The organism is Streptomyces sp. NBC_00859 (assembly GCF_045161865.1).
GTDB lineage: Bacteria > Actinomycetota > Actinomycetes > Streptomycetales > Streptomycetaceae > Streptomyces.
On the sequence record NZ_CP108826.1, the window covers coordinates 944,176 to 959,325 of the forward strand.

The following is a 15,150-nucleotide window of genomic DNA, read 5'->3' on the forward strand; positions in this document are numbered from 1 at the left end:
GCTCAGCTGTCGCTGAACGTCTCGCCCCGCTCCGCCTTCCCGGCGAGCAGTGCGGGCGGGGCGAACCGCTCCCCGTACCGCTCGGCGAGTTCACCGGCGCGTGCCACGAATCCGGGCAGACCGCCCTCGTAGCCGTTGATGTACTGCAGCACACCACCGGTCCAGCCCGGGAAACCGATGCCCAGGATCGAGCCGATATTGGCGTCGGCGACCGAGGTGAGGACGCCCTCCTCCAGGCATCGGACGCTGTCCAGGGCCTCGGAGAAGAGCATCCGCTCCTGCATGTCGGTGAAGGGGATGTCCACTCCGGGCTTGGTGAAGTGCTCGCGCAGACCGGGCCAGAGCGCGGCCCGCCGGCCGTCCTCGTAGTCGTAGAACCCCGCCCCTCCGCTGCGTCCCGTACGGCCGAACTCGTCGACCATCCGGTCGATGACCGCGTCCGAAGGGTGCCCGGCCCACGTACCGCCCGCCTCCTCGGTGGCACGCTTCGCCTCGTTGCGGATCTTGCGCGGCAGGGTGAGGGTCAGTTCGTCCATCAGCGAGAGCACCTTGGCCGGGTAACCGGCCTGCGCGGCAGCCTGCTCGACCGATGCGGGCTCGACGCCCTCGCCGATCATCGCCACGCCCTCGTTGATGAACTGGCCGATGACGCGCGAGGTGAAGAACCCGCGGGAGTCGTTGACGACGATCGGCGTCTTGTTGATCCGCCGTACGAGGTCGAAGGCGCGCGCCAGCGCCTCGTCGCCGGTCCGCTCCCCCTTGATGATCTCGACGAGCGGCATCTTGTCGACGGGCGAGAAGAAGTGCAGCCCGATGAAGTCGCTCTGCCGCTCGACGCCCTCGGAGAGAAGGGTGATGGGGAGGGTGGAGGTGTTGGAGCAGAGCAGCGCGTCGGGCTCGACGACGCCCTCGATCTCCTGGAACACCTTGTGCTTGAGCGCCACGTCCTCGAAGACCGCTTCGATCACCGCGTCGCAGCCCGCGAGGTCGGCCGGGTCGCCGGTGGGGGTGATCCGGGCCAGCAGCTCGTCCCGCTGCTCCTGTGTGGTGCGTCCGCGTGAGAGCGCCTTCGCGAGCAGCTTCTCCGAGTACGCCTTGCCCTTCTGCGCGGCCTCGGCCGACACGTCCTTGAGCACGACGTCGATACCGGCCCGTGCGCAGGAGTAGGCGATCCCGGCGCCCATCATCCCGGCGCCGAGTACGGCGACCTTGCGGACTTCGCGGGGTTCGACGCCCTGGGGGCGGTTGGCGCCGGAGTTGACCGCCTGGAGGTCGAAGAAGAACGCCTGGATCATGTTCTTCGCGGTCTGCCCTGTGACCAGCTCGGTGAAGTACCTGGCCTCGATGGTCAGCGCCGTATCGAAGTCGACCTGGGAGCCTTCGACGGCCGCCGCGAGGATGTTGCGCGGCGCGGGATAGGGGGCGCCCTGCAGCTGCTTCTTCAGGTTGGCGGGGAAGGCGGGCAGGTTGGCGGCGAACTTCGGGTTCGACGGGGTGCCGCCGGGGATCCGGTAGCCCTTGACGTCCCAGGGCTGCTGGGACTCCGGGTGCGCGTCGATGAAGGCGTGCGCCATGGCCAGCATCTCTTCGCGGGTGGCCGCGACTTCGTGGACGAGGCCGTTCTCCAGAGCGCGGCGCGGGTTGTACCGGGTGCCCTGCAGGAGCACCTTCAGCAGCGCGTCGGCGATGCCCATCAGACGTACGGTCCTGGTGACACCGCCGCCGGCGGGCAGCAGGCCGAGAGTGACCTCGGGCAGTCCGATCCGGGACCCGGGTGCGTCCAGGGCCACACGGTGGTGGCTGGCGAGCGCGATCTCGTAACCGCCGCCGAGCGCGGCGCCGTTGATGGCGGCGACGACCGGCTTGCCCAGCGTCTCGATACGGCGCAGGGAGTTCTTGATGGCCGTACCGGTGTCGAAGGCCTGCTGGGCCTGCGCGGGGCCGACCTGGATCATGTCCTTGAGGTCGCCGCCCGCGAAGAAGGTCTTCTTGGCGGAGGTGTAGATGATGCCGCGGATGGAGTCCTTCTCGGCCTCGGCGCGGTCGGCGACGGCCGCGATCGATTCCTTGAAGGCCCGGTTCATGGTGTTCGCGGACTGGTCGGGGTCGTCGAGGACGAGAGTGACGACGCCGGTCGCGTCCTGTTCCCAGCGGATGGTGGTGTTCTCGCTCATGGTGTGGCTGCTCCGTGAGGGCCGTGGGTCGGGAGGGGACGCGGTCAGAGCCGCTCGATGACGGTGGCGATACCCATGCCGCCGCCGACGCAGAGCGTGGCGAGGCCGTACCGCTGGTCGCGGCGCTCCAGTTCGTCGATGAGGGTGCCGAGGATCATCGCGCCGGTGGCGCCGAGCGGGTGCCCCAGGGCGATGGCTCCTCCGTTGACGTTGATCTTGTCGAGCGGGAGCTCCATGTCCCTGGCGAAGCGCAGTACGACCCCGGCGAAGGCCTCGTTGATCTCCACCAGGTCGATGTCACCGATGCTCAGGCCGGCCTTGGCGAGCGCCTTCCGGGTGGCGGGCGCGGGGCCGGTCAGCATGATCGTCGGCTCGGAGCCCGAGACCGCCGCCGAGATGATGCGGGCCCGGGGAGTCAGCCCGTACCGTTCGCCGACCTCTCCGGAGCCGATGGCGACCAGTGAGGCGCCGTCCACGATGCCGGAGGAGTTGCCGGCGTGGTGGACGTGGTCGATCTTCTCGACCCAGTGGTACTTCTGCAGCGCCACCGCGTCGAAGCCGCCCATCTCGCCGATGGTGGCGAACGACGGCTTGAGGGCGGCGAGCGACTCCGCGGTCGTGCCGGGCCGCAGATGCTCGTCGTGGTCGAGGACGACCAGGCCGTTTCGGTCGGTGACGGGGACGACGGACCGGGCGAACCTGCCGTCCTTCCACGCCTCGGCTGCCCGCTCCTGCGACAGTGCGGCGTACGCGTCGACGTCGTGACGTGTGAAGCCCTCGATGGTGGCGATGAGGTCGGCGCCCACGCCCTGGGGCGCGAAGCCGGTGTCCCAGTTGGTCATCGGGTCCATCGCCCAGGCTCCGCCGTCGGAGGCCATCGGGACGCGGGACATCGACTCGACTCCGCCGGCCAGGACCAGGTCCTCCCAGCCGGAACGGACCTTCGCGGCCGCCAGGTTGACCGCTTCCAGGCCCGAGGCGCAGAAGCGGTTCTCCTGGACACCGGCGACGGTGTCGGGAAGTCCGGCCGCGACCGCCGCCGTCCGGGCGATGTCGGAGCCCTGGTCGCCGACCGGACTGACCACGCCCAGCACGATGTCGTCGATGGCGGCCGGGTCGAGCCCGGGGAACCTGCGGCGCAGCTCGTGGATCAGTCCGACGACCAGGTCGATCGGCTTGGTGCCGTGCAGGGCGCCATTGGCTTTTCCGCGCCCGCGTGGGGTGCGGATCGCGTCGTACACAAACGCTTCGGTACTCAAGACAGCAGCCTTTCGGAATGCGGATCGGGGCACGGAGGGTGGCGGATGACGGGGTCAGCCGAGCAGCGAACGGCCGATGATCTCCTTCATGATTTCGGTGGTGCCTCCGTAGATCGTCTGGATACGGCCGTCGGTGAACGCCTTCGCCACCCGGTACTCGGTCATATAGCCGTAGCCCCCGTGGAGTTGGAGGCAGCGGTCGGCGACACGCTTCTGGAGTTCGGTGGCCCACCACTTGGCCATCGACGCGTGCACGGCGTCGAGTCCGCCCGCCGCGTGGTCGACGATGCAGCGGTCGATGAACGAACGCGTGACGGCGCACTCGGTGGCCATCTCGGCGATCTCGAAGCGGATGTGCTGGAGCTTGGACAGCGGGCGCCCGAACGCCTCGCGCTCCTTGACGTACTCCGTGGTGATCTCCACGAGGTGCTCGGCGGCGGCGATCCCGGCGACGGCGATCGCCATGCGCTCCTGGGCGAGATTGGTCATCAGGTGGATGAAGGCCCCGTCCCGCTCCCCGAGCAGGTTCTCCTTGGGGACGCGGACGTCGTTGAAGAACAGCTCCGCGGTGTCCTGGGACTTCTGGCCGATCTTGTCCAGATTGCGGCCGCGCTCGAATCCGGGGGCGCCGCGTTCGACGACCAGCAGGGACAGGCCCTTCGCGCCACCGTCCGGGGACGTCCTGGCCACCACGACCACCAGGTCCGCCAGGATTCCGTTGGAGATGAACGTCTTCGAGCCGTTGAGGATCCAGTGGTCTCCTCGGTCCTCGGCATTCGTCCGGATGGCCTGGAGATCGGATCCGGCGCCCGGTTCGGTCATCGCGATCGCGGTGATGGTCCGGCCGCTGCAGAACCCTGGCAGCCAGCGCCGCCGCTGCTCGTCGGTGGCCAGCCCGCTGAGGTAGGGCCCGACGATGTCGTTGTGCAGGCCGAGCGCGAGCCCGGAAGTCCCTGCGCGGGTGAACTCCTCGGCGAGCACGGCGCTGTAGCGGAAGTCGGCGTTCCCGCCGCCGCCGTACTCCTCGGGGACCGCGAGTCCCAGCAGCCCCTGCCGGCCGGCCGCGAGCCAGGCCTCCCTGGAGACGATCCCGTCCTTCTCCCACTGTTCGTAGTGCGGGAGGACCTCCTTGCTGAGGAAGGTCCGGACGGTCTCGCGGAACGCGTCGTGCTCGGCGGTGAAGATCTGGCGTTTCAACGCTCTCCCCCTGCTGTGGTGTCCTTCGTCTCCAGAGCCTGCCCCGCGAGGCCCGGTACGTCCCAGTCCCGGGCCACCTCTGCGGTGTCGGCGCCCGGCCGGGCGGGCCCGAGCCGTACTGACCCGGGGGTGGCCGAGAAGCGCGGCGCGGGCGCCGGCTGAGTGATCCCGCTGTGCTCGACGAAGGTGCCGCGGGCGGCGAGATGCGGATGGTCCGGCGCCTCACGCAAGGAGAGCACCGGCGCCACACACGCGTCGGATCCTTCGAAGACCGATGTCCACTCCGCACGGGTACGGGTCAGGAAGCGGGCGGCGATCGTCTCGCGCAGCCCGTCCCAGCGTGCGAAGTCCTTGCGGGCGGGGGCGTCGGCCGCGATGCCGAGAAGGCTGGTGAACTCGTCGTAGAACTGCGGTTCCAGGGCGCCGACGGCCATGTACTCACCGTCCGACGTCTCGTAGCTGCCGTAGAACGGGCAGCCCCCGTCGAGCAGGTTCACCCCGCGTCTGTCCTGCCAGCCGCCGGCCGCCACCATGCCGTGGATCATGGTGGCCAGATGCGAAGCGCCGTCCACGATCGCGGCGTCGACCACCTGGCCCGCTCCTCCGTCCGTCCGCGCGTGCTGGAGCGCGGCGAGGATGCCGATGACCAGATAGAGCGAACCGCCCGCGTAGTCGCCGAGCAGATTGGCCGGGACTGCGGGCGGCTCGCCGGGGCGTCCGATCATGCCGAGGGCCCCGGTGACGGCGATGTACGCGACGTCGTGCCCGGCGCGTCCGGCCAGCGGCCCTTCCTGCCCCCAGCCGGTCATCCGTCCGTACACGAGCTTGGGGTTACGGGCGTGGCACTCCGCGGGGCCGACCCCGAGCCGCTCCGTTACGCCCGGCCGGTACCCCTCGATCAGGATGTCCGCGCGCTCCACGAGGCCGAGGACACGGGCGGGCCCGTCGTCGGCCTTGAGGTCGATGAGCACCGAGCGCTTGTTCCGGTTGGTGAGGTCGTATTCGGGGTCGACCGCGAGCGCCGCGCCGCCGGGCCGGTCGACCCGTACGACATCGGCGCCGAGGTCCGCGAGGACCATCGCGGCGAACGGGCCGGGCCCGATCCCCGCCAGCTCGACCACCCGGACTCCTGCCAGCGGACCGTTCGCTGCCTCTGCCATCCCGCCCCCAGCACTGTGACACAACTGATGTGACATCGATGATGTTAAGAACGTGTTCCACTCCGCACAAGCCTTTTCGCTGAGCATCCGCTTAGAAGCGACCGCACGTTCCCCGTCGCATAGGCTCAGCGGCGATATGACGAAGAACCTCACTCCGCTCGGCCCCAAGGCCGGCAAGGACACCGTACGGCGGCACAATCTCAGCCTGGTGCTGCGCGCCGTGCGGGAGCAGGGCGAGGCGACGCGGGCCGGTGTGGCCGGCCGGGTGGGGCTGACGCGGGCCGCCGTTTCGTCACTGGTCGAGCAGCTGCTGGAGAGCGGCTTCCTCGCCGAGTCGGGCAAGACGTTCAGCGGACAGGCCGGCCGGCCGGGCACCGTGCTCAAACCCGCCCGCACCGGCCCAGCGGGCATCGGCGTCGAAATCAACGTCGACTATGTCTCGGTGTGCGTGGTGGATCTGGCGGGCACCGGCCGGGTACGCCTCACCGAGCACCTCGACAACCGGGGCGCGCCGCCCGGCGGGGTACTGGCGCGCGCCGCGCGCGTGGCGGCGAGTGCGCTGGAGTCGGCCGGTGAGCAGGGGCTGCGGCCCGTCGGCGTCCAGCTCGCGCTGCCCGGTCTGGTCTCCGGCGGCACCGTGCGGCAGGCGCCCAACCTCGGCTGGAACCGGGTCGCGGCCGAGGGCCTCTTCGCCCAGGCGCTCTCCGCGGCCCGCCCCGACCACCGCCCGCTGCCGGTGAGTTCGGACAACGAGGCCAATCTGGCCGCGCTGGCCGAGCTGTGGTTCGGCGGTCTCGGCGCGATCCGCAGTTTCCTCTATGTGACCGGTGAGGTCGGCGTGGGCGGCGCCCTGGTGCTCGACGGTGAACTGCTGCGTGGTGCGCACGGGTTCGCGGGTGAGATCGGCCATGTACTGGTGGACCCGGCGGGCCCGGAGTGCCGCTGCGGTTCGCGCGGCTGTCTGGAGCAGTACGCGGGCCAGTCGGCGCTGCTGCGGGCCGCGGGGATCGACGAGGGCGCCGGGAACTCCGGGGTCGCGGAGCTGGAGCGGCGCGCACGGTCCGGCGACGGCCGCGCCGTGGCCGCCATCGGTGAGGCCGGGCTGATGCTGGGCCGGGTGCTGTCGGGAGCTGTGAATCTCTTCGACCCGGACGCGGTGGTGCTCGGGGGGATCTACCGGGGCCTGATGCCCTGGCTCGCGCCGGGCGCCGACCCGGAACTGACCGGCCGGGTGGTGTCCGGCCTGTGGCCGCACGGCAGCGGCAGGCTGCGCGCCTCGTCGGTCTCCGGTGACGCGGCACGGGGTGCGGCGGCGCTCATCATCCAGGAGGTTCTGGCCGATCCGGTCGCCCACACGGAGCAGGCGGCGGGCTGAGCGGTGGTGCCTGCGGTACGGCCCGCAGCCGGGCGTGCCGCATCGTGGGGGCCGGTCCGTGACCTCCCGGCCCCCACACGTCACAAGCGGTGGCCCCGCGGCTACCGCACGACGACCTCACTGATCTGCGGCGCGGCCGAGCCCCCGGCCCAGCGCAGGCGTACCGCGTCGGCGGTGGCCGCGCGGGTCCCGACCCGTGTGTACGGACCGGTCGTCGCGCCGAGCGTCCTCCACCGGCCGCCGGTACGGATCTGCACGGCCGCCCTGACACCCCTCACTCCACCGGGAGCCAGCACGGTCACGGTGTGCACCGTCCTGGCCTGCGGCAGGGACACATCCAGGGACTCCCCGGCCGATGGGGCGCGCGACGCCCGGTAGACGCTCTCGGTGTTTCCGTCGGCGGCCGCTCCCGCGGTACTGCCGTCCGCCGCCGGCGGATTGCCCGTCACACCCGGTGTGTCCGCACCGCCCACCCGGAACTCCCGCACCACCAGCCAGTCCGTCTGGGCGGCGGTCGCCCGTGCCCGGACGTACCGCGCAGTGGTACCCGCGGGTGCTGTCGCCCTGACCGTCGGCGAGTCCTTGAACGAGCTGAGCGCGTGCCAGGTGCTGTTGTCCGACGAGTACTCCAGCGCCCCCTGGTGGATGTAGTCGGATTCGCTGCCGGACTTGCCCATGGTGACGGTCACGTCGCTGATGGCCCGCTCGGCACCGAGGTCCACACCGACCCAGTCGTCCTTGGCCGCCGCGGCACTGCTCCAGAAGTAGGTGGAGTCGTCGCCGTCGGTCATCAGGGCCGGGGCGTTGCCCGAATAGACACCCAGATCGCTCCGGCCCGCCGGCTGCGGCGGAAGCCCGGTGAGCCGGCCCTCCTCGGTGAGCGCCCGCGTCACGAAGGTGTCGAGCACCCCGTCACCCACGACCACCGGGATCTTCCCTCCGTTCAGGTCCGTGTAGACCGGAGCCTTCGCCTTCGCGACCAGTGCGGCCAGCCGCTGCCGGTCCCGCCACGCGGCGGCGCCTCTTCCGGCCTTCGCCTCGTCCAGCATCCTCAGCGCGGCGAGTGTCGCCGTGCCCCAGGCCTGCGCCGAGTCCAGCCAGGGTCCGGCGTCGGTGACGAACCCCTTGCCGGGCAGCCCGGCGCGCAGCACACCGGGCGCGTCGTGCAGCTCCCGCAGGGATGCCGCGAGGGTGCTGGACGAGGCCTTGCCGTCCCAGTAGCGGGAAATGACCGCGGACAGCTCGGGCGCCTCCTGCTTGTTCAGCGACGAGCTGTAGTTGACGTCGGTGAACGCGCGCAGGGCCCGCTCCACGGCCGGGCGTCCGCCCGACAGCTCGTGTACGGCCTGCCGGTAGGAGCGGCCGGCGTCGTACGCCGTGTCGTTCCACGTGTAGTCGGCGACGGTGTACAGCGCGAGCTTCGAGGCGTACGGCTGGATCATCGGGTTCGCCGTGATGCCCGCGAGCTGTTCGGCGAGCCCCTTGTCGCGCCCGCTGTACGGGCCGAGCAGCAGCCGGTCGGTCGTGTAGTCGTTGACCGGGTAGTTGTCCCAGGCCAGGATGCGGTGGCCGAACACCGTCCGGGCGGACTTCGCCTGGGCGACCGTCATGACCGGGGCGACGACACCGACTCCGGTCCACTCGACCAGCACGTCCTGGTCGAGCTTCCCGGCGATCTCGGTCTTGTACGGCGACGGGGTGACGTCGTAGTACTCGGTCGGCACCATCTCCAGCGGCTGCGCGCCGTCGTGGGTCTTGATGAACTCCTTGTCGACCCTGTTGAGCAGATACGCCTGCGCGGCGCCGGCCGCGGCGCCGCCGGTACCGAACTTCGCCTTGTCGGCGTCGCAGTTCCAGTGGGTGTAACTGATGTCGTCCAGCGGAATGGCGAACTGCCGTACCCCGATGTCCCAGATGGTCTGCAACTTGTCGACCAGCGCCTTGAGATCGGCGTCGGAGCTGTAGCACGCGCTCAGTCCGGGCGAGAGCGCATAGGTGAACCGGACGTGACGGGAGCGCGCCCGGTCAACGAGTTGCTTGATCCGGTCCAGCTGGTCGGCCGGATACGCGTCGCGCCATTTGTCACGGAGGTAGGCGTCGTCCTTCGGCGAGTAGACGTAGGTGTTCATCTTGTGCGCGCCGTAGAAGTCCAGCTGATCCAGGCGCGCGGCCTGCGACCACGGGGTGCCGTAGAAGCCCTCGATGGTGCCGCGTACCGGTGTGGCAGGCCAGTCGCGCACCTCCAGGCCGCGCACGGACGCACCGGGGCCGCGGCGTTGCGGCAGCGCCTGGCGCAGCGACTGGGCGGCGTAGTACGTCCCCGTCGCGTCGGCGCCGGAGAGCACGATCCGGCCCGCGCTGTCGCCCCGGGCCCGGCCCGCCGCGAGTACGTACCCTTCGGCGGCGAGTCCCCGGCTGCCCTGTACGCCGAGTGATGCGAGGGCGGGGGCGGACGACGGGTTCTCGCCTGGGCCTCCGACGTAGACGGCCAGGCGGTCGCGGCCGGTGCTCCCCGGCCCGACGGACAGATGTGCCGCTCCGGCCGCTCTGAGGGACGTCTCCACCAGGGAGAGCGCTGCGGCATCCGTCGCTGGTCCGGTGATGATGTCCACGTCCGGGGTGATACGGACGGTGTCGGAGCGGGGGGTCTCGGACTGCGGTACGGGTGTGATGACGGGTGCGGCCGGCCTGTCCGGCGCCGGCGCGGCGCTCGCTGCCCCGGCGGTGGCCGCGCTGAGCGGGGCCGCCGACAGCGCCAGCGCGAGGCCGGCCACCAGAGGTCTGAGCAGGGGCCCGGAGAGCGGGCTGCGGTGCGGTCCGGCCGGCCTGTTGCGGAACATCGACGATCCTCCACGGTTCGGAACCGACCCCCGAGAGGGGCTGTAGAGGACTGGACCACTCGACTGATTGTGTGTCAACGATGCGCACAGAGAGGGTTTTGCAAACACCTTCGCGCACCGCCACCCGCTTGCCCCCTGCCGCCCGCCGCCCGGGGTGACCGATGTCACCCCCTCCCCCGGTGCACGGAACGCCCCCGCCGGTCGTCTCACCCTTCGAGTAATCACCACCGGCCGAACCGCGAGAAGGGAGCGAGACCTTGGCCCACGTCGTCGAACAGGCCGTCCAGGCTCGCCTGGTCACCCCCGCCCCCCGGATGGAGACCGTCCCGACGACTCTGCGCTACGACCGCACGGACCCCTTCGCGGTCAGTGTGGGCTTCCCGCCACAGGCCACTCTGGCGGGTGTGGCAGTGTCCTGGGCGTTCGCCCGCGACCTGCTGGCCGCGGGCGTCCGTGCCCCCGCCGGCCTGGGGGACGTACGGATCCGGCCCTTCGGCTACGACCGGACCGTACTGGAGTTCCACTCCCGCGAGGGGGTCGCGATGGTCCACATCCACACCGCCGAACTGCGCGTCTTCCTGAAGAGGACCGAGACACTCGTTCCCGCCGGACGAGAGCACCGCTATCTCGACGTGGACCAGGACGTAGTGGAGCTCCTGCGGGACCCCTGCTGAAGGACATCCGCCCCGCACGCTGAATCCCTTTGCGGCCGGGAGGGATCAGCCGTAACGTTCTCCGTGGCCCTGTCGTCGCCGATCGGAGCAGGACATTGCGTTACTGAGGTCTTGAGACACCGTGCCGTGCAGTGAACACACCTGCGCGCACCGCGTGTGACCTCGGTATCCGAGCTGTCCTCCCGGGACCAGGGCTCTCTTCATGCCCTGCGGTGTCTCCACCCGTTGCCTCCACCCTTCTCACCAGCAACCGGGAGACCTGTATGCAGGCCCATTCGTCGACCCATGTCTCGTGCACCGCACTCTCCTTCTCCTGGCCGGACGGCACCCCGGTCCTCGACGGCTTCCAACTGGCCGTCGGGCCCGGCAGGACCGGCCTCATCGGCACCAACGGGTCGGGGAAGTCGACTCTGCTGCGTCTGATCGCCGGTGAGCTCGCCCCCGCCGAAGGGACCGTCCGGGTCTCGGGCGACGTCGGGTACCTCCCGCAGAATCTGGTGCTCGACACCGCGCTGCGCGTGGACCAGGCCCTGGGCATCGACGTCCGGCGGGCGGCGCTGCACGCCATCGAGGCGGGTGACACCCGCGAGGAGCACTTCACGGCGATCGGCGACGACTGGGACGTGGAGGAGCGCGCCCACGCGGTGCTCGGTCAGCTCGGGCTCGGGTCCATCGGTCTCGACCGGACCGTCGGCGAGGTGTCGGGGGGCGAGTCCGTCCTGCTCAGGCTGGCTGCGCTGCTCCTGAGCCGCCCCGACGTACTGCTGCTCGACGAGCCGACCAACAACCTCGACCGGTACGCCAGGCAACGGCTGTACGCGGCGGTCGGCTCGTGGCCGGGTGTGATGGTCGTGGTCAGTCACGACCGTGAACTCCTGGAGCGGGTGGACCAGATCGCCGACCTGCGGGACGGCGAGGTCCGCTGGTACGGCGGCGCCCTGTCCGCGTACGAGGAGGCGCTGGCCGTGGAACAGGAGGCGGCCGAGCGCATGGTGCGGGTCGCCGAGGCCGATGTGCAGAAGCAGAAACGCGAACTGGCCGATGCCCAGGTCAAACTGGCCCGCCGTAAGCGGTACGGCCAGAAGATGATGGACAACAAACGTGAGCCCAAGATCGTGATGGGTGCGCGGAAGCGCGCGGCCCAGGAGTCGGCGGGCAAGCACCGCATCATGCACACGGAGCGGCTCGACGACGCCAAGGAGCGGCTCAGCGAGGCGGCGGACGCGGTGCGGGAGGACGACGAGATCCGTATCGAGCTGCCGCACACCAAGGTGCACCCGGGCCGGAGCGTACTGACCCTGCGCGACCTGCGAATGCCCTACGGCAGCGGCGTCGAGGGCGAGTTCACCGCGCACGGCCCCGAGCGGATCGCCCTGGTCGGACGCAACGGAGCGGGGAAGACCACCCTGCTGCGGACCGTCGCGGGTCTGCTGGAGCCGGTCTCCGGTGAGGCGACGGCCCATGTGCCGCTCGGATTCCTGCCGCAGCGGCTCGACGTACTGGACGACGGGCTGACCGTCGTGGAGAACGTGGCGCGCAACGCTCCGGACGCCGGCAACAACCTGATCCGGGCCCGGCTCGCCCGCTTCCTCTTCAAGGGGGCGCGCGCAGACCAGCCGGCCGGAACACTGTCGGGCGGCGAACGGTTCCGGGCGGCGCTCGCCGCGCTGCTGCTGGCCGAGCCCGCACCGCAGCTGCTGATGCTCGACGAGCCGACCAACAATCTGGATATGGCGAGCGTGCGCCGGCTGACCGCCGCGCTGGATTCCTACGAGGGGGCGCTGATCGTCGCGAGCCACGATCAGCCGTTCCTGGAGTCGGTCGGTATCACCCGGTGGCTCACACTGGGCGAGGACGCTCGAGCCACGCCCGGCACAGGCCCATCGCGGTGGACATCATGAGGTGCCCGAAGGTGGGCAGACGGGTGACATGGCTCTCCGCAGGGGGCGTGACCTGGCTCCATAACCGACCGTAACGGTAGATATCGGAAGTGGGGGTTGGCTCGGGCTTACTGCCGCCTTAACCTACGGGTACGTAACCTACGAATCCGTAGGTAACCACTCCCGTCCCCAGGAGCCCCCCGTGACGATCACCTCTCCCCACCTCGGCAGTACGGACGCGTGGACCGACGCCCGGCTGCTGTATGCGCTGGAGGAGGTGGTGGAGAAGGAACTCAACCGCCATCTCTCCGTGGCCAAGGACTGGATGCCCCACGAGTACGTGCCGTTCTCCGACGGCCGTAACTTTCCCGGATTCTTCGAGGACGGAAAGGTGTGGGAGCAGGAGCAGTCCAAGGTCACGGACATCGGCAGGACCGCGCTCGTGGTCAACCTGCTGACCGAGGACAACCTCCCCAGCTACCACCACGAGATCGCCTCGCTCTTCGGGCGTGACGGCGCCTGGGGCACCTGGGTGCACCGGTGGACCGCCGAGGAGGGCCGGCACGGCATCGTGATGCGCGACTACCTGCTGACCTCGCGCGCCGTCGACCCGGACAAGCTGGAGCAGTTCCGGATGGCGCACATGGCGGAGGGCTTCGAGTCCGACAACCGGCACTCGATGCTGCACTCGGTGGCGTACGTCGCGTTCCAGGAGCTCGCCACGCGGGTCTCGCACCGGAACACCGGCCACCAGTCGGGCGACCCGGTCTGTGACCGGATGCTGGCGCGGATCGCGACCGACGAGAACCTGCACATGGTCTTCTACCGCAACCTGCTCGGTGCGGCCTTCGAGATCGCCCCGGACCTCACCATGCAGTCGGTGCGCGACGTCGTCGTCGACTTCCGGATGCCCGGCCACGGCATGCCCGGATTCGAGAGGGCCGCCGCGCAGATGGCGATCGGTGAGATCTACAACATGCGCATCCACCACGACGACGTCCTCCAGCCCGTACTGCGCTACCTGAAGGTCCTGGACATCGACGGGCTCGGCCCGGAGGGTCTGAAGGCACAGGAGGAGCTGGGGATGTACATGAACGGTCTGGACGCCGAGGCCGCCAAGTTCGACGCGAAGCTCGCTGCCCGCAAGGCCCGGGTGGCCGCACGCGCCGCCGCAGGCACGGGCGCGTAGCTCCTGGAGCACATTCCTCTGGCACCGCGTCCCGGTGACCGGGTCGAGGCCGACGCTCGCGGCCTCCCCGACCCGTGATCCGTCCCCCGGCGCGGTCGCTCCGCCCCCGCTCCCACGCCGCCACCCGTGACCGGCGCCGCATCGCGGCTCCCGGTCACGGGTGGCGGCGCTCGGTTGCGGTCCCGGGCTCTCGGCCCGTGTCCGGCCCGGGGAGGTCAGCTCGCGGCGCGTCTCAGGCTGGTCCGCTCATTCTCGGAGAGCCCTCCCCAGACTCCGAACCGCTCGTCGTGGTCGAGTGCGTACTCCAGGCAGGCCACTCGCTCCTCGCAGATTCCGCAGAGCCGTTTGGCATCGCGCGTGGAGCTTCCGGGGTCGGGGAAGAAGAACGCCGGTCCCGTCTGGGCGCACAGCGCCCGCTCCTGCCAGGCGAGCTCAGGCGCGTTACTGGTGGTGATCGACATGACGGACACACTGCCGGACGTCGATCAATGTCCGTTCAACGATCGATGAACGACCGCCCCGCCGCGTTTCCCACTTCCCGGCCGCCGCTCTCACGCTCCGGCGGACTCGCTCTTGATCAACGCGAACTGCGCCCCCTGGGGATCGGTCGCCTTGGCCAGCCGGCCCACACCCGGCAGATCGACCGGCTCCATGACCACGGAGCCACCGAGACGCTGCGCCTCGGCCACGGTCGCGTCGGCGTCGGCCACCTCGAAGTACGGCAGCCAGTAACCCGCGCCGGGCTCCCCGGTACGGACGAAGCCCGCGACGTTGGCCTCCGGGCCGCGGCCCGCCGGGGCCGCCATCGTGTACGTGCCCCCGGGGTACGACGCGGAGCTGGTCTCCCAGCCGAACACCGAGTGGTAGAAAGCCGCCGCTGCGGGGACGTCCGTGGTGTACAGCTCCGTCCAGCAGAGGGTGTTCGGGTCGTTCACCACGCCCATGCCTGTGTGCTCCCCGGGCTGCCAGGTGGAGAAGGGAGCGCCCGTCGAGTCCCGGAAAACCGACAGGCGGCCGAGCGTGGCGACATCGTGCGGCCCGGACAACGACTCGCCGCCCGCCGCCTCGACCGTCCTCGCGGTCGCCTCGGCGTCCGCCGTTCGGAAGTAGACGGACCAGGACGACTTGCCCGCCTGCTCCTGCGTCCCCTGCATGACCCCGCCGACCGTCTTCCCGTCGAGGAGGTACATGCCGTATCCGCCGAATTCGGGCCCCGCCGACCGGAATTCCCAGCCGAACAGCGCTCCGTAGAAGGCAGTGGCCGCCTCCTGGTCGGGCGTCGCGAGATCGATCCAGTTGGGCGAGCCCGCGACGAACGGGATACTCAGCATGGTGCGCTCCTCGGTTCGGGGGCCCCTGTCGGCCTGCGGTTCCGAGTCTTGCACCGGGCACTGACAATCCG

At 70.4% G+C, this 15,150-nt stretch carries 11 protein-coding genes; 4 read left to right on the plus strand and 7 right to left on the minus strand.

Features of this window, described 5'->3' with window-relative positions:
• Positions 1-2 precede the first annotated feature (2 nt).
• Genes OG584_RS03940 through OG584_RS03955 form a run of 4 tightly spaced genes read right to left on the minus strand, consistent with a single transcriptional unit; the run spans position 3 to position 5,790 of the window.
• On the minus strand, positions 3-2,174 hold the full coding sequence (locus tag OG584_RS03940) for a 3-hydroxyacyl-CoA dehydrogenase NAD-binding domain-containing protein (protein ID WP_405774990.1): 2,172 nt from the start codon (positions 2,172-2,174) through the stop codon (positions 3-5).
• 44 nt (positions 2,175-2,218) lie between these two features.
• The gene (locus OG584_RS03945) at positions 2,219-3,433 is read right to left on the minus strand and encodes an acetyl-CoA C-acetyltransferase (protein WP_405774992.1); all 1,215 of its coding nucleotides are present in this window, start codon (positions 3,431-3,433) and stop codon (positions 2,219-2,221) included.
• Positions 3,434-3,487: 54 nt separating this feature from the next.
• Positions 3,488-4,630, minus strand: coding sequence for an acyl-CoA dehydrogenase family protein (locus OG584_RS03950; protein WP_405774994.1), 1,143 nt, complete (start codon positions 4,628-4,630; stop codon positions 3,488-3,490).
• On the minus strand, positions 4,627-5,790 hold the full coding sequence (locus tag OG584_RS03955) for a CaiB/BaiF CoA transferase family protein (protein WP_405774996.1): 1,164 nt from the start codon (positions 5,788-5,790) through the stop codon (positions 4,627-4,629). The genes OG584_RS03950 and OG584_RS03955 overlap by 4 nt, the downstream gene beginning before the upstream one ends.
• 136 nt (positions 5,791-5,926) lie before the next feature.
• On the opposite strand from OG584_RS03955, the gene OG584_RS03960 reads away from it, so the two are divergent.
• A complete protein-coding gene (locus OG584_RS03960) occupies positions 5,927-7,165 on the plus strand; it encodes an ROK family protein (protein ID WP_405774998.1) in 1,239 nt (412 codons plus the stop codon).
• Between the two features lie 101 nt (positions 7,166-7,266).
• Here OG584_RS03960 and OG584_RS03965 read toward each other — a convergent pair whose 3' ends face one another.
• Positions 7,267-10,005 carry a beta-N-acetylglucosaminidase domain-containing protein gene (locus tag OG584_RS03965; RefSeq protein WP_405775000.1) on the minus strand — a complete coding sequence of 913 codons (2,739 nt, stop codon included), beginning with the start codon at positions 10,003-10,005 and terminating at the stop codon, positions 7,267-7,269.
• Between the two features lie 257 nt (positions 10,006-10,262).
• On the opposite strand from OG584_RS03965, the gene OG584_RS03970 reads away from it, so the two are divergent.
• From OG584_RS03970 to OG584_RS03980, 3 genes are all read left to right on the plus strand, one after another.
• Entirely contained in the window at positions 10,263-10,679 is a 417-nt protein-coding gene (locus OG584_RS03970; protein ID WP_405775002.1) for an SsgA family sporulation/cell division regulator, read from the plus strand.
• A gap of 263 nt (positions 10,680-10,942) precedes the next feature.
• On the plus strand, positions 10,943-12,580 hold the full coding sequence (locus tag OG584_RS03975; protein WP_405775004.1) for an ABC-F family ATP-binding cassette domain-containing protein: 1,638 nt from the start codon (positions 10,943-10,945) through the stop codon (positions 12,578-12,580).
• A gap of 181 nt (positions 12,581-12,761) precedes the next feature.
• The gene (locus OG584_RS03980) at positions 12,762-13,748 is read left to right on the plus strand and encodes an acyl-ACP desaturase (RefSeq protein ID WP_405775006.1); all 987 of its coding nucleotides are present in this window, start codon (positions 12,762-12,764) and stop codon (positions 13,746-13,748) included.
• A gap of 215 nt (positions 13,749-13,963) precedes the next feature.
• On the opposite strand, the gene OG584_RS03985 is transcribed toward OG584_RS03980, so the two are convergent.
• Together OG584_RS03985 and OG584_RS03990 are read right to left on the minus strand one after the other, a co-directional pair.
• Complete coding sequence (locus tag OG584_RS03985; protein WP_405775008.1) at positions 13,964-14,209, minus strand: WhiB family transcriptional regulator; 246 nt, start codon at positions 14,207-14,209, stop codon at positions 13,964-13,966.
• Positions 14,210-14,299: 90 nt separating this feature from the next.
• Positions 14,300-15,079 (minus strand): VOC family protein, encoded by a 780-nt coding sequence (locus tag OG584_RS03990; RefSeq protein ID WP_405775010.1) that lies wholly within the window; start codon positions 15,077-15,079, stop codon positions 14,300-14,302.
• Between the last annotated feature and the right edge of the window lie 71 nt (positions 15,080-15,150).

Excerpts from the sequence above, each read along its gene's own strand:
- OG584_RS03940 (WP_405774990.1), bottom strand. The coding sequence starts at position 2,174 with ATGAGCGAGAACACCACCATCCGCTGGGAACAGGACGCGACCGGCGTC.
- OG584_RS03955 (WP_405774996.1), bottom strand. The coding sequence starts at position 5,790 with ATGGCAGAGGCAGCGAACGGTCCGCTGGCAGGAGTCCGGGTGGTCGAG.
- OG584_RS03960 (WP_405774998.1), top strand. The coding sequence starts at position 5,927 with ATGACGAAGAACCTCACTCCGCTCGGCCCCAAGGCCGGCAAGGACACC.
- OG584_RS03965 (WP_405775000.1), bottom strand. The coding sequence starts at position 10,005 with ATGTTCCGCAACAGGCCGGCCGGACCGCACCGCAGCCCGCTCTCCGGG.
- OG584_RS03975 (WP_405775004.1), top strand. The coding sequence starts at position 10,943 with ATGCAGGCCCATTCGTCGACCCATGTCTCGTGCACCGCACTCTCCTTC.
- OG584_RS03985 (WP_405775008.1), bottom strand. The coding sequence starts at position 14,209 with ATGTCGATCACCACCAGTAACGCGCCTGAGCTCGCCTGGCAGGAGCGG.
- OG584_RS03990 (WP_405775010.1), bottom strand. The coding sequence starts at position 15,079 with ATGCTGAGTATCCCGTTCGTCGCGGGCTCGCCCAACTGGATCGATCTC.